This is a genomic window from Actinomadura vinacea (genome assembly GCF_039532545.1).
In the GTDB taxonomy this organism is placed as follows: domain Bacteria; phylum Actinomycetota; class Actinomycetes; order Streptosporangiales; family Streptosporangiaceae; genus Spirillospora; species Spirillospora vinacea.
Window position 1 is genome coordinate 1 of record NZ_BAAARW010000044.1, and the last position, 21,763, is coordinate 21,763.

Genomic DNA, 21,763 nt, shown 5'->3' on the forward strand with positions numbered 1-21,763 from the left:
CGGGCGGATGCGGCAGCGCTGATCACCTGGGAGGTGAGTGTGGACTCCACCATCGCCCGGGCGCATCAGCACGCCGCCGGAGCCCGCACCCGGCCGCAGGAGCAGAAGGAACCTCCGGGCGGAGCCGGCGATGAACCCGCCGATCACGCGCTGGGCCGGTCGCGGGGCGGGCTGACCACCAAGATCCACCTGTCCTGCGAGCAGGGCCAGAAGGTGTTGTCCTTGCTGGTCACCGCCGGTCAGCGCGGCGACTCGCCGCAGTTCCGGGCCGTCCTGGAGGCGATCAGGGTGCCCCGGATGGGCGTGGGCCGTCCCCGCAGACGACCGGACCGGGTCCGGGCCGACAAGGCCTACAGCTCCCGCGCCAACCGCGCCTACCTGCGCAGACGTGGTATCGGTTGCACCATCCCACCCAAGGCCGACCAGCTCAGGCACCGTAAGAACCGAGGCCGCCACGGCGGACGCCCGCCCGCGTTCTGCGCACTGGACTACCGGCAGCGCCACGCCGTCGAGTGCGGCATCAACCGGCTCAAACGCCACCGCGCCGTGGCCACTCGCTACGACAAGCTCGCCGTCCTCTACGAAGCCGTCCTCTACGAAGCCGTCCTCTACGAAGCCGTCCTCCACATCGCCGCCATCAACGACTGGCTGACCTGCCTTTGAAACACGCCCTAGTAATGGTGGCCACCTCATCCCGGACTGGCCACCCAGTTGGCCACATCACTCCGGAACTGGCCACATCGACGAGAACCTGACAGCTGGTCATGAGTTGTTAGAAAGGGCCCACTGATGCATGCCGGTCGGCACGGAGAGGCCGTCGCCCGCAACCAATCGGCAGCCGAGCGTGTCCGCGCGTAGCCATCCGGTGGGCAGCCACGCTCTTGCCTCCGGGCCGAAAGAGGAGACGCTCGGCTGAGCTCAGGGCCGCGTGGCGGTGAGCGACAGCTGCGGGAGTCGGGCGCCGACGCGGCGGACAAGCCGCGGCGGCCGAGAAAGCTGGGTTACTCCCATCGTCCTCGATGGTCGATGCGAGGAAGTCATCGGCGATAGCCTTCAGGCTCGCCGGTCGCATGGGGCTAGGGAGCGCTACAGGGATGTTCGAGCGGGGCATGCGGGTGCGTCTTCGGGATCGGTTGTGGGAGGTGGAGGCGGTCCGGGGCGGGGGCGCGGAGACCTTCCTGGAGTTGCGTCGTTCTGATGATCGCCCGGGTCCTCGGCGAGTGACGGTGCTGGCCGCTCTGGAGCCGACTCTGCAACCAGAGGTCGCCTCGGGGCTGCGGTTCGAGCCGGGGAACCCGGTGCGGCTGGCCGAGTTGCACGACGCTCTTGCGCTCACGATGGCGCATGGCCGGGGGGATCTGCTCGCCGTTGAGCACGGTCGCATCGATGTCGAGCCGTATCAGCTGGTGCCGGTGCTGGCGGGGATACGTCAGCCGCGGGTGCGTGTCCTGATTGCTGACGATGTCGGTCTTGGTAAGACCATCGAGGCCGGCCTGGTGCTGTTGGAGTTGGCGCGGCGAGGGCGTGCGGACCGGGTGTTGATCGCTTGTCCGGCCGGGTTGCAGGACCAGTGGGTTGACGAGATGCGGTTCCGGTTCAACCTGGATTTCACGAAGGTCGACAGCAAAAAGTGGCTGGAGTTGCGCCGTGACAACCCGACCACGGTTAGCCCGTGGACCGCGGTGCCGTACGCGGTCTCCTCGATCGACTACCTCAAGAACAACCTGGGCGCGATCCAATCCGCGCCCCCCTTCGACGTTGTGATCATCGATGAGGCGCATCATGTGGCGCGGGCCTACGCCGGTGAGGGCCGTTCGTCGGCTACCGACCGAAGTCGTCTGGCGCGGGTGTTGGCCGATCATGGTCGGGAACTGCTGCTGTTGTCCGCTACTCCGCACAACGGCTATCAGGAGTCGTTTGCGAGTTTGCTGCAGCTGTTGTCGCCTCATCTGGCGGCGGATGACGGTCGCTTGGACCCGGAGGTGGTCCGCCCGTACATCGTGCGCCGGCTCAAGGACGACGTGGCCCGTGGTGACCCTCCGCAGCCGATCAGTCGGCGGTACCCTCCGCAGCCGATCGAGGTGCACCCCACGGCTCGGGAGAAGGAGATTCATCAGCGACTGCGTGGCCACAGCAAGCGTGTGCTGCGGGCGCTACGAGATACCGACTCCTATTACGTTCAGGCCTTCGCTCTGGAGGTGCTGCGGAAACGCGCGTTGTCCAGCCCGTACGCGCTGCTTCAGAGTCTTCGGCGACGCGCGGAGAACCTCGGTGTGCCAGCCGTGGGTCACACCGGGCGCAGGCGCCTGGACGCGTTGCAGCAGTACCGGGGCGACACGGCTCTGCCGGAGACCGAATTGCTGACGGTCGAGGAGCTCGGGCTGCAGGGCGTGGCGGCTCATCTGCCGGAAGAGGATCTGAGGGAGGAGCAACGCCTCGTCGGCACGCTCTTGCAGCAGGTCGAAGCCTTGACGCCGGGTGACGACAGCAAGCTGACCAGGCTACGCGGCTGGCTGGAAGGCTTTCGGTCCGGCCGCCGCGGTGAGCGAGTGATCATCTTCACCGAGTACCGCGACACGCTGGACTACCTGGAACAGAACTTGGGGCTCGGGCCGCTGCTGCGCATCGACGGTACTGTACCGCTGGTCAAGCGACGAGCCATCCTCGAGCGTTTCTCCAGCGCCCCGGGAGCTATTCTGCTCGCGACCGACGCTGCTGGAGAGGGTCTCAACCTTCAGGACGCCTGCCACGTCGTCGTGCACTACGAGCTGCCCTGGAACCCCAACCGGCTGGAACAGCGCAACGGGCGTGTGGACCGGTACGGCCAGCAGAACATCGTGGAGATCAGCTATCTCTACCTGGCGAACACGCGCGATGAGGAGATTCTGCAACGGCTTCGCGAGAAGCTCACCGTCATCACCAAGCAGCTCGGCTCCAGCAGCGACGTGCTGGGCGTAGCCGGCCGCAGCGATGTCATCGACGGGCTCTTGGAAGATCTGCCCGAACAGGAGCTGGAGGAACGGCTGGAGCGGGCGGTCCATCAGGTCCGCCAGTACCTGGAACGCTCAGGCGCTCTGGTGCTCATGCAGGGCATGCGCAATGAACAACAAGCCGAGGCCGATACCAGCACCGCTCGCGAGCTGGCCCGCTGGCTGTTGCCGGACTTTGAGGAATTCCGCCGATTGGTGACCTCGGTCGTGCAGCAAAGTGGTGGCCGCGTGACCGGAGGCGGCGAGATCGTTGAGATCAGTCCGGGCCCGCTGCTCACCCAGTACCCCCAGGTTCCCGCCGAACCGTTCAAGGCCACCTTCAGCCGCGCTGTGGCGCTGCACCCCGCCAACCGCGGGCTGGCTTTCCTGACACCGGTCCACCCGTTGGTGCGGGCCGTGCTTCAACGCGTTCGCACCCGCCTGTACGACGATGGCGCTCGGGATCGTGTTGCAGTACGGCCGATCTCGGGTGAGGACGAGGGGTGGCTGTTCACCTTTGTCGGGCGCATCGTTTCCGACGACCGCAGGGTCTTGGAGGAACCGCTGGTCCCAGTGTTCGTTCCGCACGAGGAAGGCCGTCCGGGAAAAGCCAGCCAGGACGAAGGCCTTGACCTCAAACGCCTGCGCCAGCGCGGCGTCGCCGACGCCAACGGCGCAGTTGACAAGGCATGGCACAAACTCTCCGGAAGCTTTGAAACCGCCGCCGACCTCGCACAGGCCGAGGCATCCCGCCGACTCGCCCATCGGGCCGAAGGCCTGCGCGCCCAACTGTCCGCGGAAGCCGACCGGCTCAATAGGGATCTGAATCGCTGGCACAAGGCTGAACTGGCCGAAGCCGAGCGCCGGTTCAGCACAAGCGTTGGGGACGTCGTGCAACTGGGGCTGTTCGCCGACATGGGCAACGAAGGCTTCCACAGCCTTGAGGAGGCCAAGACCCTGGTCGACGAGGAGTTCGACCGCCGGCGGCAGGCGCTATCGCGCGGCTTTCAGGTAGCTGACGTGGACCCGGCCGAGCCGGTGGGCTGCGTCGTATGCGTGGAGGCCTGAGCATGCTGAACATCACCGTGGCCGGGACCACGCTGTCCACCTACTACCTGTCCGACCCTGGACTATTCCTACACGACCAGCAAGGCCGGGTCGGAGCCGAGGATGCCGACGAGGGCATCCGCACGGCGCGCTGGGAACTGCGCCGTCTGATCGCAGATGTTGATGAGACGAGTACGGCCGGGCAGACCCGGCAGCGCATGCTCACCTGGCTCGCGTGCTTTGGCTGGCGCTTCCCCTCAACTCTGCCCCTAGTGGAGGAACCGCTAACCGCCCACGCAGCAGACCATCCGGGCAATGACCGAGCCTGGGTTCTGATCGCCCCGGCCGGTCAACACCTCGATGCCGCGCCCAGCGGCCGACGCGCAGGCAAGCTACGACCCCAGCGCCAAGCCGAGGTTTGTGCCCGTGAAGGCTCGTTGCCCGCCGTGTTGCTCAGCAACGGCTCCGAGCTCCGAGTGATCCGCCGCGACCCTGGTCTTGGCGGTGAGGCAAGCTACCTCACGGTCGACCTCGCAGGACTGGCAGACCTGGGCGACGACCACGAATGGCGCGTGCTGTGGGCGTTGTTCCGCCCGGAAGCGTTCACCCCCGACGGCACTGGTGAATCCCTGTGGGATCGGCTCGAAACGGCCAGTGGCGATGCCGCGACCTCGGTCAGCGAGAATCTGTCCGGCGGAGTCCGTACCGCGATCATCGCCCTCGCCAACGGCGCGCTCGCCGACTGGGGCCGCCGCGGCCAGCCGTCCCCCACACCACGCGATCTGTTCGCTGACGCACTCAAGATCGCATATCGCCTACTGTTCGTCGCTTATGCCGAAGACCGCGGGCTGCTCCCGGTCGGGACACCTGCCTATGACCACGGCTACTCCCTACGCACCCTGCGACGGCAGATCCTCGATCCCGGCGCCCCCTGGGAACCCGACAGCGGATACCTGTGGAACACGCTGCGCGCCCAATGGGGCCTGCTGCGCGGCGGCGCCGACGCAGGCGAACTACAAATTACCGGCTTCAACGGCGGACTCTTCGACCCGGAAAAGTGCCCACTGCTCGATGACACCGAGTTGACCATCGGCGACACCTTCGTACGGGACGTCATCGACGCCCTGTCCTACACCGAGCCGATGACCAGCATCAACCGGCGCGACACCGTGGGACGACGGCCCGTCAACTACCGCGAACTCGGCGTCGAACAACTGGGCAGCATCTACGAGGGCCTGCTGTCGTTCGAACCGCAGATCGCCGACACCCCCAAGGTCCTGGCCCGCGTCGGCCGAGGCCAGTCCGCCATCATCCAGGTACTCAATGCCGACCAGTTGCCGGACAAAGCGGAGGAACTGGAGCGGTACGAGGAAGGATCCTTCTACCTCTTCGAAGCCACAGGTCAGCGCAAGGGCTCAGGCTCGTTCTACACCAAACGACCGCTTGCGCACTTCCTCGTTGGCGAGACACTACGCCCTTTGGTGGAAAACGCCACACCAGAGCAGATCCTGAACCTGCGCATCTGCGACCCCGCCATGGGCTCTGGGGCCTTTCTAGTGCCAGCGGTACACCGGCTCACCGAAGCCTACGGCGAAGCGCTTGCACGTGCGGGGGAAGCCCTCGACCACAAACTGGATGACACCGAGCGCGCCGCCTACCGCCGCCTGATCGTCGAACGATGCATCTACGGCGTCGACCTGAACCCTATGGCCGTAGAACTCGCCAAGGTCTCGCTCTGGCTGGCGACGATGGCAGTCGGCAAACCTCTGTCTTTCCTCGACGCCCATCTGCGCTGCGGAGACGCGGTGATCGGCGCCAGCCTGGACACCTGGGAAGGCGTCCCGGCGCCGGCGCAGGGGGGCCGCAACACCGAGACTGCAGCATCGGCCGACGACGAGCTACAACCCAGTCTCTTCGACCTCCCGGCACCTGATCTGGCCGGTGTTATCAGGGTACGCCGGAGGCTGGCCGTTGCCCCATCGGACGACCGGCTGGACATTCGTGAGAAGGAGCAGACGTTCGCCCGTCTGGTCAAAGGGGATGACTTTAAGCGTCTGCAAGCTCTCGGTGATTGGTGGGTCGCCCCCTTCTTTGAAGACGAGCAACTGAAGCGCAATAGCGCCCAATGGCTATCCGGACGTCGAGACATCGAGCACGGTAATGCACTCGTTCCCCATATCTCCGACATCCCTGACCGGATTCGCGAGACGGTACGACCGCTGCACTGGGAGGTTGAATTCCCCGAGGTCTTCTTCGACGCCCAAGGAAAGCGGCGTGCGGATGCTGGCTTCGATGCTGTGATCGGAAATCCTCCATGGGAGGCCATTACCTTCAAGGCGGCCGAATTTTACGGGAGATTCGACCCGTCCTACTCGCTATTGAGGAAAAAGAACGAGAAGCTGAGGCGGCAGGCCGCGCTGGAGGAGTTGCCTAATGTGGCTGCGGCCGGATCACAGGTAGACGCACACCTGGCAGGTGTGAAGAGGTTCATCGGTAGCTCTGGCGCATATCGGATGCTGTACTCCCACGGGACTACATTTAACTATTACCGAACCTTTCTGGAGCGGGCGTTGGGATTGCTCGCTCCAGGCGGCAGGCTCGGAATTGTGATCGACTCTGGTGTGGTATCGGATGCCGCCACTGCGGAACATCGTCGTGAGCTGCTCGAACGCTGCACCGTTGAGCAGTTCGTGCTCTGTGATAATGTTAATAAAATCTTCCCAATTGACAGCCGTGAACAGTTCTTGTTGCTGGTGGCCGGGACTGGTGGTTCGACCGATCCTCTGCCGTTCACAAGTGATGTATCGCAATTGGAGCATCTGCTCGACTTGGAGCGGCGTACGCTACCTATTTCGCTCAGCACGATCGAAGCGCTAGCTCCAGATACCCTTGCTATTCCTGACGCCCGGGACTCGGCACTGCTAGATCTCCTTACTGCAATCTATGGCGATCGGCCTTATCTCCTCGATGAAATGGATGCTGGAGGCTGGCGGATCGACTGGGGTAGGGAACTGCATCTCGACGATGACCGGCGATACTTCAGTGTCGAGGGTACCGGGATTCCGCTGCGAGAAGGTAAACATATTCACCAATACGTCCATGACTTCGCTGAGCCGGTCTACCGCCTGAAGTATGAACTCGGTGAGCAGGCTCTCATTAACCGGGCACGAAAGCGGGCCAAGAAGAAGAATGTTAATGGGTTGGCAAGGCGTAAAGGTGAAAAAGTTCTGCTGGCTGATGGGCCTCGCGTGGGAGTTTTGGAGCCTCCAGTAGATCACTACAGACCTTGCTTTCGAGAAACGGCGCGGGGTAGTGATGAACGCACACTGATCGCCGCAGTTTTGCCTCCCGGCACTTCGCTCGCCCACACGGTGCACTACTTCTATCGGTCTAGTTGGGACCCTTTGGGGAACGGCTATCACACCGTCCTTGGCGCTGACGCCATGGTCTATGTAGTAGCGCTTATGAATAGTCTCGTTTGGGACTTCATCGTGCGTCGCAAAGCGAGTGCGCATGTAACCAAGTCGATCATGGCTACCTTGCCGGTTCCGGACGTTCCGCTTGACCGTGGTCCGGGCGCTGAGGTCGTGCGGATCTCGGCGCGGCTGACCTGTCGGGCGCCGGAGTTCGAGGAGCTTGCTGAGGTGCTCGGCGTCGAGTGCGCTTCTCTGTCCAAGAACGAGGAACGTGATCTTCGGGCCGAGCTCGATGCCCGCGTGGCTCATCTCTATGGGCTGACGGCGCAGCATCTAGAGTTGATCCTCGCTGACTTCAGGCAGAGTGCCGACCCCGAGGGCAGTCCGGTGCGTCCCGATGAGGGGTACAAGCAGCTCGTTCGCAAGCATTTCGCCCGTTTGGCTGACTGAAGCTGGTCACGCCATGAGACCCGCTTGTCAGTATCGGCCGCTACATTGCTCGCCTGGGCACCTTCCGGTTTGGGAGACATGCCCGTGTGCAAGGTGGAGAGGGCGACTGGGAGGCGACCGGTATGAATCCCCTTGAGCTGGCCGAGCGGCTGCGTGATGACTACCGGCGGTTCACCTGGACCACCTACCCGGTTGCCGATCCTGGCCTTCGTGCGCAGTTGGAGCACATGGTCGATGAGGACGCGCTGCTGTGGCGGGGTCCGTACCTGTCGGTGCAACCCAGGTTCCAACTGGATGCCACCCTGGCCGAGCTTGTCGGTCGGCTCGGCCTGCCGCCGGAGCTAGCCAAGGCGTTTCCTCGGGTTGAACGCCTGTTCACCCATCAGGTTACGGCGATCACCAGGATCCATGGCGGCCAGAACACCCTGGTGGCGACCGGTACCGGGTCGGGTAAGACCGAAGCGTTCCTCATCCCGGTAGTTGCGCACGCGTATCTCAACAGGCATCGCCCCGGGGTGAAGGCCATCGCGCTGTATCCGATGAATGCCCTGGTCAACGACCAGCAGGACCGGGTGCGGGCTGCATGCGACGCCTTGGGGTTGACCTATGGCGTCTATACCGGCGCCACTCCGCAGCACGAACGGGCTCGGATGCAGGAGAACCCGCCCGACATCCTGCTGACGAACTACTCCATGCTGGAGTACGTCCTGACCCGGCGTGATGACCGTCAGCTGTTTGGTTCCGGTGTTCTACGGCATCTGGTCCTTGATGAGGTGCACACCTACCAGGGGGCCCTCGGCACCGAGATCGCCGGTCTGATCCGACGGCTCCGTGGCCACGTCGACGCGGCCGGTCTGGTGTGCATCGGCCTGTCGGCGACGGTCAGCGCCGGTGGAGACCACGCGGCGGATCTGCGCCGTACAGCTGCGTTCGCCAGGCGCCTGTTCGCCTCCGCTTTCGATGTCGACTCGATTGTGGAGGAGACGGCGGTTGAGCAACCTGCCCCTTCTCCTGAGGCGATCGGATCGCCCCCCGATCGGCAGGCGCTTCGCCATGCGTTGGCCGATGGTGGCGGTATCGGCCGTCTCCAGGCGATACTTGGTGACCCGCAGTCCAGCCCGGTGCTCGACCTGCTTCGTGCCCGGCTTGCCACCCCGACAACGATCGAGGAACTGGTGGAGGCGCTCGCCGCGGTTCCACAACGGACGGGTGTAGAGCGAGCGGCTATCCACGATGAGGTTGCCGGGTGGTTGCTGCTGGGCGCGGGTACCCATACCTCCGAGGGCCCTCCGGTTTTGGAGGCCAAGGTCCACCTGTTCTTGCGCGGCTTGCCCAACCCGGTTCGCTGCGCGGCGGAGGCTGAGCACTTGCTGCTCGACGGCGCCCTCACTTGCACCGCTGATGGCTGCGAGGCGCGTTCCACGACCCCGGTCGGGGTGTGCTTGGGATGCGGTCAGGACTATGACTTGGAGAGCGACGAGCCGGGCGGTCCGCCAATGCGGTACGTGGCCCGTCGCTTGATTACTGAGGAGCCGTTGGAAGACCCAAAACCGCGTAGCCAGGCGTGGTACCCGGCGCGACGTTGCACCGTGTGCGGCAAAGACGCCCATGGCGACACCTGCCTCGGTTGCGCCGCGCCCACCCGCGCGGTGTTCATCGCTGTTCCCGACCCTGGTCGGCCGCTCACGCGGTGCCGGGTCTGCGGCTATCTGCGCCCCAATGGGGGAGCCGTTCAGGAGTTCACCGCGCGTACGGCCGCTGCGGTGACGGCAGCGGCGTTCAGCCTGCACAGTGGATTGGCCGACCAGAGTGACGATGAGATGCTCCGCCGCTTGCTTGTGTTCGCCGACTCCCGGCAGGACACCGCTTTTCAAGCGGGCTACGTACGTGACCGGTCCCGTGCCGTTCAAGTACGGCGCATGATCGTCGAGAGCGTTGCCTCTCGTGCTCGCGAGGCTCGTCCGGACGCAAGCTTCAACGGCCTAGTGGAGGACGTCTTCCGGCGAGGCCAGGAGTCAGGCCTGTATCTGAATCCGGCCGGTAAGGACGCTCGTCAGCGGGCCCTGCGGGTTTGTGAGTGGGATGTGCTCGGTGAAATCGCCAGCGACGAGCGGCGCCCGCCCACGTTGGAGCGTCTCGGCGTGATCACCGTCGGCTACCCCACTCTGGAGGCTCTCAGCGATGCGGCCCTGGAGCCGTTGACCGCACACCTCGGTGGCGACATCGTCGCGGCTCGCTGGCTGCTCGCCCGAATCCTCGACTTGGCCCGCACCCGTGGAGGCGTCGCCCACGAGCTACTCAGCGCGCGCTTGGACGCCAAAGTGGAAGCTGAGTTGGCCGAGGCCGGCGCCACCCTCCGCGGCGGCAACACCGTGACCGGATTCGGGGACACCACGGTCAAGGCGCCGGGAGCGAACCCGTTGAGCATGGGCGTCAAAGGCTCAGCCGCCCGGCTGGTCAAGATCGCCTTTCCCCAGGTGACCAACAGCGACGCTGTGGAACGCGGGACACGCAACGCGGTCGAATTGCTCGTCCGGCACGGGCTGCTCCGCGACACCCAAGTTGGAAGTGGACGCTCGCGGGTTCTGCTACGGCAGGTCGACCCCCAGGAAATGGAGATCCGGCCCGCCGCCGAAACACTCCACCGCTGCCGCGCCTGCCGGACCGTACAGCCCGAACAGTCACCCAGGGGGCGCTGTTCCACCTTCAACTGCATGGGACGCCTGGAGCCCTGGCAAGGAGATCCCGAGGACCACGAACGACAACTCGTCACCAGCGACGCTCCGCTCGTGGTGAAGGCCGAGGAGCACTCCGGCCAGATCCCGTTGGAGACCCGCGAGCAGATCGAAGAACGCTTCAAGAACGGCGAGCTGAACCTGCTGGTGTGCACCATGACGCTGGAACTGGGCGTCGATCTCGGGCAGCTCCTTGCCGTCGTTCTCCGTAACGTCCCGCCACGGCCCAGCAACTACGCTCAACGCGCCGGCCGGGCCGGACGCCGTGAAGAGCGCGTCGCACTCGTCGTCACCTTCGCCGGAGGCATGCCGCACGACAGCTACTACTACGCCCGGCCCGTGGAAATGATCCGCGGAGCCATCCGCCCGCCGGCCTTCCTACTGGACAACCAACGGGTCATCACCCGCCACGCGCGGGCCATGGCCCTGGAGCTATGCGGCCAGGACCTGCCGGTATGGATGCGTGCCCTGGTCACCGAGGACCAAGCTGGTGACCTTCACGGGGTCGAGGACGTACAGGCCGCCCTCGCCGAAGATGGCCAACGCATCGCCGAGCGGATTCATCGCTCCTTCCGGCTCGGTCTCGGAGACGAAGACCTGCCATGGTTGACCGAGGACTGGGCCCGCTCGGTCGTCGACTCCTGGATCGATGATCTCAACAAGGCGGTCGAGGGGTACCGGATCCGGCAGAAAACCCTCATCGAGGAGTGGACCCAGGCCGCCAACCGTCCCGGTGACAGGGAGGCATCCCGCGCCCTAGCGAGCATCAGCGCCAGCCTCGAAGCCATGCGCCGCACCGACCGCAACCGAGCCTACGTGCTCTCCTACCTGGGCAACGTCGGCTTCCTGCCCTCCTACGCCTTCCCAACCGACACCACCACACTGGTCTTGGAACGGGAGACGACCGAGCTCGCCCAAGACTCGGTCCAGGCACTCAAGGACTACGCACCCGGGCAACTGGTCTATGCCCGCGGTGCCAAGTGGCTGGTGGACCAGGTCGACTTCCGCCGCGCCAACCTGATCAACTCCGACGGCGTCGGAGCCCTGAGCCATATCAACCTCTGCACACGCTGCGACACCGTCAACGCGCCCACCGACGCGCACTGCATGTCCTGCAACAGCGACGAGCTGAACCCCCAGCTCAGCGTTCCCATGCGGGCCATGCGTGCCACGCGTCGCCAGCGCATCGCCGCCGACGAAGAACACCGCTCACGAACGCCCTTCGACGTCAGTCACCATCTCGGCGCCCCCAACACCGCCGAAACATGGCTGTTCGAACGCCCCGGCCTCGTCCTGCACTGGGAACGCGGTGCCGACCTCACGATCCTCAACCGAGGACGCGTCGCCAAGGATCACCGAGACAGCGAACGCTTCATCATCTGCACCGGTTGCGGCCTATGGTTCGACGATATCCCCGGGCCCAAGCCCACCCAGGCGCAGAAGAACCGGATCAAACTCCACGACGCGATCTGCACCAACCAAAGGCTTGATCCCAGCGTCCTGCAAACCGACCGTCGCGTCGACTGCCTGCAGATCCTTCCCGACCTGGAGACCTTCGACATTCCGCCGGATCACCTGGAGGAGTTCCTCGCCAGCGTCAGGGCCGCGCTGGATCTGGGCTGCCGGGTCGTCCTACAGGCCGGGGAAGACGAGGTCGCCGGGTTCGACTGGCCCAGGCCCGACCCTGAAAGCGAAGACGCCTCCATGCGCCTCGCCGTCCTGTACGAAGAGGTCCCTGGCGGAGCCGGCTACCTCCGCCAACTCGCCGAACGCTTCGGCGAGGTCGCGGCCGTCCTCGTCCCCGTTCTCGACAACTGCTCCTGCGAACGGTCCTGCTACGCATGCCTCCGCTCGTTCAGCAACCAGCTCGAAGGTGACCTGCTCAACCGCCAGGTGGCAGCCGACTTCCTCCGCCACTTCATCGACGCCCCCGACGTCGCCGGCCTTCGCGTCCCCACCTACTCCGACGTCTTCGTCGGCAGACCCCGATCGGCCATCGAGAGGCGCCTGGCCATAGCGTTGATGACCCTTGGAGTCCCACGAGGCCACGCCCAGTATCCGTGGGGAGACCGGGGCTCGACCGACGGGACCCCCCGCCCGATCACCGTTGCAGACTTCGCCTGGCCCCACCAGAAGATCGCCGTCTTCTGCGACGGATGGAAGCACCACAACACCCCCGAACGCCAAGAGTCCGATAAAGCAAAACGGGACGCCATGCGACAGGCAGGGTGGACTGTCCTGTCTTTCTGGGGCGGCGAAATCGTCCGTAACGTCGACCGCTGCGCAACTGAAATCAAGACACTCCTCCATGACGATCACGAAGGTGTGAACGACCCCCTGTGAACACGTCACGCCGCAAGCGACCCCTGTCCATGGCAAGCACGGCCTCGAACAACATCACCTCCGAGCACGCCATCGGATGGTGATCCAGGTAAAGTCGGTGATACGGCCAGTAACAAGGGCGCCGTGGGACCGCAGGCGCGTCCTTGCCATGGGCGACGCGCATGCTGCGCCGCGAGCAGTGACAGGGCGCGTACCCCGGGGCGTGCTCTGATGTAAGGATCCGCTCAGAACAATTGATCATCGTCGGGTTCGAGTTCGGCGCCGAACTGCAGGCATGCCTCCTCGAGATCCCGGTGGTCCGGCGCCCTCGACGCTCGAACCGACGATGAACGAGGCTGCGTGCCCACCGGCACCGGTCGGCAGCGCGGTGCTCAGTGCCGCGATTTCGACCTCGAGCGTGCTCACGCCGGTTCTTTCGTCGTAGGCGGGAAGTTCGTCGCTGTCGCGCCGGTGCAGGGTCGCCGCGGCAAGGTAGGCGGCGAACAGCGCGGCCTTGTTCATGCCTCCGCCATAGGAACCGGTGGGTTTGGGCAGGGCGTTCCGGGCTACCGCTGATTCCGCGTCCGACAACTCGGTGCTCGCCACCAGCGAGTCGACGAAGTCGGCCCACGTCTCGACACCCAGCCAGTTGATGACCTGGCCGGAGTCCTCCGCCAGGCGCTTGGCGGACAGGCGGTTGTCATCCGCCAGCTATCTGGGTCAGTCGTCGATCAGCAGGAGTCGGATCTCGTCAGCGGAGCACTCTCCCGCGGCCAGCATCTCATCCAAGACGGCCTGTAACACTTCTGGGCAGTCGCGGTGGGTGGGTACGTAGACGAGCCGCAGGGGAGCGTTCCCCAAGCGCTGGTACTGGTCGAGCCGTTCACGGAACTGCGCCGGGTGGACCTGGGACTCCGAAGACTCCACGTTCTCCTCGCCTATTGCTGGGTGGCCCTGACGGCCGTTGCGGTCCGGAATAGGATGCCGCCAGTGTGCCCTACACGGCTCCCAGGTCACGGCCGGGCACCACCGCGCTGGGACCGAGGTTCATCGCTTCGAGTCGGGTCTCCCGGGCGGTGAGGGTGAAGCGGCTGAAGGAGCCGGTGTCCCAGCGGTACCGGCGCACACCTTTGAGGTCCACGCCGAGTGCCTGCTCCACCAACCACTGGTGCGGTCCGCCGTGCCCCACCACCAGGACGCGCTTGCCGCCGTACCTCGCGGGCAGGCTCCCGAAGAAGTCGAGCACTCGTTCGCGGGCATCCGCGTATGACTCGTCCTGCGCGAGCTCCACCGCATCGCTGTTGCCGCCCATGATGCTCTGGCCGTCCGCGCCCATCTCGGCCAGGATGGCGGAGACCTCTTTGCCGACCAACTGGAGGAACACGCGCTCCCGCAGCGCCTCGTTGACTTCGGTCTTCAGTTCCGTGCCCGCGGTGGCCAGCTCGGCGGTCTCCACCGCCCGCGCGAAGTCCGAGCTGATGACGACGTCCGGCGCGAACCGCCGGATCGCGGGCTGCGCGGCCCGGGCCTCGGCGCGACCGCGGGCGGACAACCCCATGGTGAACGGGTCCGGGTAAACCCCCGCGGGATAGTCGGGTGCGCCGTGCCGCATGAACAGCAGGTCGACCTCGTCCTCACCGATCAGAGTCTCACGCTTGTCAGGCCGCTCCTGCTCGATGATGTCGAGGATGTCGTCGCAGACCTCCTCGGGGAGCTTCCCGCGGATGGGCAACGGGTAGCCGACGACCTGGTAGCTGGAGTGGAGTTGCTGGAGCCGGGCCTCGTCCATCCGCTGAAGGGGGTCGCGGAGGTTGTTGCGCTCCACGAGGTCCGCCATCTCGGCGGTCAGCGAAATCGTGATGAGCTTGCACCCTCGCCGGTCGAAGCGCAGCGCTTGGCTCTCCAGGAATTCAACGTCCTCGTAGACGCCGTCGAGGATGGGGAGGAAACCGCTGTCGCAGTAAGAGATCGCGAGGTCCAGGCACGCCCGCTCGGACGCTTCCAACGTGAAGGTGGTGAAGTCCCGCGGCTGCGCCATGTACCGCACGGAGTCGTTGGACACGCGCACCGCAGGGTTGAGCGTGTCCCGCAGGAGTGCAGCGGTCGTCGTCTTCCCAGTCCCCGGGAGGCCGCGGATCAGCACAGCGAACAGCCGGCTCACAACACCATCCGTTCGCGTATCGAGGGAAGAGAAGCGACCCTTGCGCCCCTATGGTCGCGGCGTGCCCGCGGCGAAGCCTAGCGCAGCCCGTTTCGGCTTCGGGTGTGTGCGTGGTCCATGGTCGGCGGGGCTGGTCGTTGGCCGCGTGGGCGTCCCACCGGCCGACGCCGTCGGGGCGAGCCGCGCCTGATGATGTAGGCGACGCATGGGCTTTGGATCATGATCGGGTCGCTCATGGCGGGGGTCGGCCTCGGCCCCGCGCCTCAAGTAGCGCATCGATGAGGCTTGAGGTTCGGAGGACACGAGCCGACGCGCCTCCCAGCGGCACCTGTGACGGTCAACCCGGCTCGTGCGGGTGGCCTCGAAGTGATCGGCTGCGGCGCGGATCGCTTCGAGCGTGCTCTTTCTGGTACGGACACTGGGCGGCGCGGCGCGAGGGCGACTGCTGACGGTGACCAGCTCATACTGCGATCATGGGTGAAGCCGGCTGTTCAAATGCACACGCAGAGCGTCTGCGGCTTCGAGTGTGAATTCGTCGATGGCCCGTTCGGGAGGATGGCCGTGGAGAGGTGACATCGGCGCAGGGCGGCAGAAGGATGTGGAATACTGGTCCCGGCGGGCCGTCACCTGCGGATCGGGCAAAATTCGCTAGTGACGGCCCGTTTGCTTCCTCGGTGAGCGATGTGGGCGGGCTACTTGGGCAGCATCCAGTAGCTGGAGAGGATGAGCCGCTTGTTCGCGCGGAGCTCCGTCGACCGGTGAAGCCCGAGGTTGTCAAAGATGATCAACGTGCCTGCCTGGCCGGTACACAAGATCTCCGAGTAGCCGTGACGTTCGCGCAGGCGGCGGGCCTCAGTCGGCAGTAGGCAACCGCAGTAGGGGCTCTCCTCGTTCGCGTACTGCCCGTCCGACTGGCGGTCGTAGTAAGAGAAGAACTCCCGTTCCTTGGGTATCCGCCATAGTCGCTGTCGATGGCTTCCCTTCATGTAGACCATGGGGGCCTCGTCGGGGCCCACGTCGGTCAGTAGAAGAAATACCGAGATCAAGTATCGCCACTCGTCGATGTGGAAGAAATCGACGATGGCCTTCTCTCCGATGTCGGCCTTGAGTTGTACGGCAGGACGATCGGGTACCGCGTCCTTGGAGAGGTAGGCACGAGCTAGACCGCGAATCTCAGGGTTCTGGAAGAACACCCGGGTTGACGGGAGGGCCTGCTCTGGTTCCAGGAGCAGGAAACGGGCATTGCGCTTGACGATTCCGGGCGATGTGCGCTCGGTGAGCAAGTCCGTCTTGTTGCTGATCTGATCGACGATTGCCGCGATGCGATCGGGAGGGATGAAATCCTTCACGATTGCGATGCCATCGCGGCGCAGCTTCGTCAGATGCTCGGGGTGGTTGGTCAAGGTCGGGTCGATCCGCCTGGCGCGGAACTGGCGGAGCTTGGCGGAGTAGAACCCCAGATCTTCGCGAAATCGAATCATCGCTCTCTCCAGGCGGGTTGACCGGCTGCGGGCCGGGGGGGCGCCCCGCGCCCGGTGTGAGCGACGGGGCGCCCTGGGAATCAGCAGCGGCGGTAGCTACTCGAGAAGTGACCGGCGTCGGCGGAGATCTCCTCGATCTCCAGGCTGGCACCGGCCAAGACGAGCTCGCGCTGCTCTTCGGTCGCGGGCAGCGGGATGTCAATCGTGTCGACTTCATTGAGAGCTTGTTCTTGCGCGCTCATGGAGAAGCTCCTTACCTTTGGATCGTCTCTGGTGGTTGCAGCCAGTTGGAGAGATCGATATCTGCCATCTCTTGTAGACGTTCGATCTCTGGACGATAGAACCGTTCCAGTTCGGCTTTGAGATCCTCGGGCGGCTCACCTCCTGTCTCGTACCGTGACGTGGCCTGTTGAGCTCTGGTGGAGTTAAGGTGGGCGACTCGATTGGGCATGGCCGCGTCCGTATCCACGCCAAGGAATTCGAAGATCGATCGCAGCATAAAACGCCCGTGGTCCTGGCCCCAATCTTCGTAACGCAGCACCTTGATGCGATGGCGTGGGAACAGGGCGAAGTAGCGGGCTAGGTGAGTGTGGTACAGGCCGCGGTGCCGGTACCGCCAGACGTAGGACCAGCCGGCGCGGTGTCGTGACTCCTCAAGGTCCAGCGCCTCCTGGAGGGTCGCAGCCGCCTCTAGGCCATCGAGCCGTTCCCGGTAAAAGCTGGAGATGGCGCGCTCTACTGGATGCCGGAGGATGGCGATGATCTTCGCGTCAGGCGCCTGCTCATGGATGCGAACCGCCGCAACGGGACTGCACAGGTAGGCAGGAGAGACCTCGCCGACTGCGGATTCGTTGGTCACTCCCGAGTACAGAGCGTGGTAGGCGGCGGTGTCGGTGACGACCCGTTCGCGCAACATCTCGTCGCCCGGCCCGGTGTAGTCCAGGTTGTCCCCCTCGAAGGCGAAGAATCGGGGCTCGTCAACAGGTGGCACGTAGATGGCGGGGTGGGATCGAAGGTGATGGCGTAGTGAGGTGGTGCCGCTTCGGGCGGAGCCGATGACGAAGAAGTTCGGCGGCATTTTCGTCACCCCCGCAGGTGGTGGGTGTTGAGGTCGGTCACGGAGCGAGGAGGGTTCGGCCAGCCCATGCGTGCTGGGACGTCGAAGAGGCGGCCTGGCGCGAATCTGGGCCGGAAACCGCGAAAGCCGGGAATGATCACCTTCACGCAGGGGATGGCAAGGTCGCGCCGTGTGCAGTCCCTGACGAGCACATGAACGCCGGCGGCGTCTGCAGCGGTCTGACAGTCGCTCAGCGTCGGCTCGCGATCAAGCAGCGTGTAGTCGCTCAAGCGACGAGTTCCGCAGGTCGGCTCTGTGAGGTGAGTCTGCGCCCGCCAGGAAAAACCCTGCCACTTGGCCCGTTCGTGCTCTTGAAAGCACACCGCTTGGGCGAGCTCGCGCAGAGCAGAGCGCAGGGCTTGGCGCACGTCGAAATGGGCCCCGAAGCCGAGAAGCGGGACCTCTCGATCGGGCGGGACAGATAGGGCCACGAGCACGGGCACGCGGGTGTCACAGGTCACGTCAAAGATCGTTACCTGGTGGCCCTCTGATCGGATGCTCGCCACAAAACGATTGGCATACGGGTCGTCGAAGGACCGGAGGTCGACGATGGGACAAGGGATCTTTCCGTACCACCAGATCGCCACGGCGTCCCGCTCGACACTCTCCAAGAATCCCGCTACGACGGCTGTCTCGTGGGAGAATCCGACGGCGCAGCCGTTGCTGTCGTACACGCAGACCGCTGTATCGGGATGCTCGTCGGGGTATCTGTAACAGCAAGCCGCTGGAACCCAGCGCTGCTCGCCCTTAAGCGTTAGGGCGGCACACCAGTCGAGGAGGTCGCCGTCCCGGTACCGGCGGGGCACGCGCAGGTCAGGCTCCACTTCTATCGCGCTATGCGGCCCTTTGCCTTCCAACTGGTCGTCGCTGAAGCCCATGAGGTCATTCGGGACGTGGGCAGGACCATCAAGGTCAGCACGGATGCTACGGACGGTGGGCTCGTCTCCGTGTCTCAGCGTGCAGTAGCGCTCAGCGGCTTCCAAGAGCGCCCGAGCACGGGCATCTTCCTCGGATTCACCTGCGCCGAAAGCGTAGCGGGCTCTGCCCGGCACGGCCGTGAGAGCGCCGGAGGCATCGAGGCTGAACTGGCAAAAGGCGGCCCCGGGGGCCGGCATCGCGTAGTTGGCGACCGCTACCTTGGTCGGCCCCAGAACCTCCACCGTCCCTTGATCGGTCACCAGCCCGGTAACCGGTCCGACGCAGTCGCCAAATACCGACTCGACACCAGCCAGCAGATCGGTGGACCTGACGCGGCGAGGCGACGCAGGTCGGCGGCATTGCTCGCAGTCTGGGTAGGCGATCACGGTGTGTGTGTTGATAGCCCCCTCTCCCCGCAGCCGCAGTAGCTTCTGGGGTTCGTCGTTCTTCCAAGGAAGGATCTGCGCTTCGATCCGCCTCGCAACCCGTGTCGCTTCAGGCGGTCCAGGGCCGACCGGAACGCCACCGCCCGATCGTGAGGTGAGCAGAGGGCAAGCGTGCGCGTGCAGCAGAGCCAGGCGGTCGTCCCGCGAGAGGATGCGTCGCTGGAAGCATCTCCAGCAGGGAGTCTGGTCCAAGGCGAAGATCGGACTGATCCACACCGACTCGAGGTCCAGCTTGACCAGGATCCATGGCCGGCCGCTCCCCGCAGCCGATGCCGCCTGCCGCCTCAGGGGCGATCGAAGGTAGGAGTCAGTGACCATAACCGTCGGCTCATCGCCCCGCCACGCCTGCTCCAACAACGCTCCGAACCGCCGAACCGCTGGGGAGTCGGCGGCAACTCGGATGTGAGAGGTAGGGCCCACACTCTCGGCAGAGCGTGCCGAGTCTTCGTCAACCAGAAGCCCATTCCGGTCCAGTGCGCCGAGCAACTGACCGATTCGCTCCTGGCCGTACCGGTCCCGCAGAACGTGACCAGGTGTGGCGCCGTCGACGTCCAGCAGCATCGCACTGATGTCATCGCCGACGAGCCGCAAGCTCGTTCGGCCGGTCATCGCCAATACTGCCCGCGGTGTCAGCTGGTACAGCTCGACGAACGGATGCAGGAGCGGCGAGGCCGTTCTCACGGGGCCCAAGGCCGTCATACAGGGGCCTTCTGGTAGATCTCGAAGATCAGGTGCACTCGAGCGTGGTCGCTTCCGTTCTCCACACTGTGAGGGAGCAGGTTATTGATCTCATAGGCCTGCCCGAGAGCGAGGTGATGGCGTGTTCCATCGATGACGAAGTGGACGGACGAGTCCGTAATGAGAGGAACATGCACCTTGTGCGGGACCCGGGACGACAGGTTTGTATCCACGTGGAGCGGGACGCAGGCACGTGCGTTGAGAGCGGAAAACATGATTTTGGCCAGGCCGGCATCTGTGAATCCGTACCGTTCCCTCACCAGGTCGATAACAGGCTCCACGAGCGGCTTCCACTCCGGCCAGTGTTCGGTGAAGGAAGCTGGGTAATGGTTGTCTGGATACCTGTCGGGGAAGCTCAGGACGATGTGACGTGAGTCGTCGAGGGTCTTCACAAATCTGGAGTCGCCGACCACCCACAAATGCTCCGCGTCCCGGATGCGGGATATCAACGGGTCCAGTAACTCGTGCGGGATCTCTCCAAGGTTGCGGACCTGGCCGTCGAACTTCGACATGTTCATCTCGGCTCCGGGGCAGGAGCCCCGATGGAACGATGGGTGGCCACCTGGCGGAGTAGGTCTATCTTTCCTGAGCGGTTGTACTCTTCCAGCGCCGTGAGTGCCCAGGGTTGGAAGTCTTCCCTGGCTTCGAAGTGTCCGCCGGGGGTGGCGAGCCCCTCCTCTGACAGGCCTGCGAACACTTGAACGTCCTCATCTGCGACGGCGTACATCACCTCGGCGATGTCGAAAAGTGAAGGTGGCGTCCAACCCTGGCTCTCCGCCCAGGTGGACCACAGGGACCCCTCTGCTCGGTACATGGAATTAACCCGCAAGGTAAGCCGGGTGTTACTTGATTTGCACAAGTCCTTCAGATATTCGCAGGTGGCGATCGCGTCGGCTCGCCCATCGGTATCGGAGTGACTTGGGTCAGCCTTCACCAACACATAGGACGCGAGGCCGATATCACGTTCTCCTAGAGACCGCACGACCCTCTCGAACCCGCCAAGATCCATTTTCTTCCGCAGGATTCGCTCTCTGACCTGCGGATCCGCACTCTCAAGACCGATCTTGAGAGTCAGTCGCTTTGGCGAGACCAGCTCGACGAGCTCGTCCAATAGGGCTTCAGTGGCGAACTCCGCCCTCGTCTCCAAGACGATCTCGTCCGCTGAGGGGAGCGCTGCGCAGGTTTCCAGTGCGTACCGCAGTTGTTCACGGCTGAACGTTTCTTCGTCGAGGATCGATCCCTCATTGCCAAGAGAAACCATGCGGATATCGGGTAGCTCTTGTGTTGCGAACTCCAAGGCGGCTTTTAGCTGTGCCTGGATACTTTCCGTTGGTACGTCGCCGTAGGCCGATGTCGCCGGCAGGGTGCAGAACGTGCACTGGTACCGGCAACGCTTAGTGTAAAACACCACGACGAGCTCCGGCGTACCGAGGAAGTAGCGCGTGACCACGCTCAGTGGCTTATCACCCCGCTTGGGGCGAACCTTCAGGCGATGACCCGACGGAGTGGCCCGAGAAATGACACGGTCGACCTCGCGGGGCCGGAACACGGCGTTCTCAAAACCTTCGGGAACTTCTCCAAACTCGTCCACCAGTGCAGCGCGGGGATCCGAAAGCAGAAGCGCCAAGAAATTCTCATCCCGCCAAGAACGCCCTGTGATTCGGCTCAAGATTTCAGCTCTTGAGGAAGATGAACCGCCTGCTCTGGAAAGGGATGTCAAACACGGCCTCCATTGTGCAGAGGTATTCTCGGCTCCCAGCAAACATAATGAGCGCCGAGGCGTCGGAGGTCAATACTGCGGAGCCTCTTGGCGACGAGGCTCGAGCTCAGTCGCTCTCCGACCTGCGGACTCGCCAGGACGAATCTCGTCCTGCTCGCCGCGGCGTCACTGCGGGACCGTGTTGGTTGTCGGACCGAGGACATCGGTGAGTAGCGCGACGAGTGGTGCGACCCGCAGTCACCG

13 protein-coding genes are annotated in these 21,763 nt (G+C 64.5%); 4 read left to right on the forward strand and 9 right to left on the reverse strand.

The features are described 5' to 3' along the window. From ABD340_RS44265 to ABD340_RS44280, 4 genes are all read left to right on the forward strand, one after another. Positions 1-663: IS5 family transposase (locus tag ABD340_RS44265; protein ID WP_344597749.1), on the forward strand; the 663-nt coding region annotated here is incomplete at its 5' end. Between the two features lie 431 nt (positions 664-1,094). Next, positions 1,095-4,037 (forward strand): helicase-related protein, encoded by a 2,943-nt coding sequence (locus ABD340_RS44270; RefSeq protein ID WP_344597751.1) that lies wholly within the window; start codon positions 1,095-1,097, stop codon positions 4,035-4,037. 2 nt (positions 4,038-4,039) lie between these two features. Beyond that, positions 4,040-7,882: an Eco57I restriction-modification methylase domain-containing protein gene (locus tag ABD340_RS44275; protein WP_344597752.1), complete on the forward strand. Its 3,843-nt coding sequence runs from the start codon at positions 4,040-4,042 to the stop codon at positions 7,880-7,882. A 122-nt stretch (positions 7,883-8,004) separates the two neighbouring features. Continuing rightward, a complete protein-coding gene (locus tag ABD340_RS44280) occupies positions 8,005-12,960 on the forward strand; it encodes a DEAD/DEAH box helicase (RefSeq protein ID WP_344597754.1) in 4,956 nt (1,651 codons plus the stop codon). Between the two features lie 237 nt (positions 12,961-13,197). Here ABD340_RS44280 and ABD340_RS44285 read toward each other — a convergent pair whose 3' ends face one another. The 9 genes from ABD340_RS44285 to ABD340_RS44325 form a co-directional block, all read right to left on the reverse strand. Further along, positions 13,198-13,650 (reverse strand): DUF6271 family protein, encoded by a 453-nt coding sequence (locus ABD340_RS44285; RefSeq protein ID WP_344597887.1) that lies wholly within the window; start codon positions 13,648-13,650, stop codon positions 13,198-13,200. 9 nt (positions 13,651-13,659) lie between these two features. Then, complete coding sequence (locus ABD340_RS44290; protein WP_344597756.1) at positions 13,660-13,866, reverse strand: hypothetical protein; 207 nt, start codon at positions 13,864-13,866, stop codon at positions 13,660-13,662. A gap of 70 nt (positions 13,867-13,936) precedes the next feature. Beyond that, positions 13,937-15,001, reverse strand: coding sequence for a histidine phosphatase family protein (locus ABD340_RS44295; protein ID WP_344597758.1), 1,065 nt, complete (start codon positions 14,999-15,001; stop codon positions 13,937-13,939). A gap of 791 nt (positions 15,002-15,792) precedes the next feature. Then, positions 15,793-16,581 (reverse strand): phytanoyl-CoA dioxygenase family protein, encoded by a 789-nt coding sequence (locus ABD340_RS44300; protein ID WP_344597760.1) that lies wholly within the window; start codon positions 16,579-16,581, stop codon positions 15,793-15,795. Between the two features lie 80 nt (positions 16,582-16,661). Further along, a complete protein-coding gene (locus ABD340_RS44305; RefSeq protein ID WP_344597761.1) occupies positions 16,662-16,823 on the reverse strand; it encodes a hypothetical protein in 162 nt (53 codons plus the stop codon). Positions 16,824-16,834: 11 nt separating this feature from the next. Then, on the reverse strand, positions 16,835-17,659 hold the full coding sequence (locus ABD340_RS44310; RefSeq protein WP_344597763.1) for a sulfotransferase: 825 nt from the start codon (positions 17,657-17,659) through the stop codon (positions 16,835-16,837). Positions 17,660-17,664: 5 nt separating this feature from the next. Beyond that, positions 17,665-19,623, reverse strand: coding sequence for a TOMM precursor leader peptide-binding protein (locus tag ABD340_RS44315; RefSeq protein ID WP_344597765.1), 1,959 nt, complete (start codon positions 19,621-19,623; stop codon positions 17,665-17,667). Between the two features lie 134 nt (positions 19,624-19,757). After that, positions 19,758-20,318, reverse strand: a complete 561-nt coding sequence (locus ABD340_RS44320) for an aspartyl/asparaginyl beta-hydroxylase domain-containing protein (RefSeq protein ID WP_344597767.1) — start codon at positions 20,316-20,318, stop codon at positions 19,758-19,760. Next, positions 20,315-21,427, reverse strand: coding sequence for a radical SAM protein (locus tag ABD340_RS44325; protein ID WP_344597768.1), 1,113 nt, complete (start codon positions 21,425-21,427; stop codon positions 20,315-20,317). The genes ABD340_RS44320 and ABD340_RS44325 overlap by 4 nt, the downstream gene beginning before the upstream one ends. Positions 21,428-21,763 lie beyond the last annotated feature (336 nt).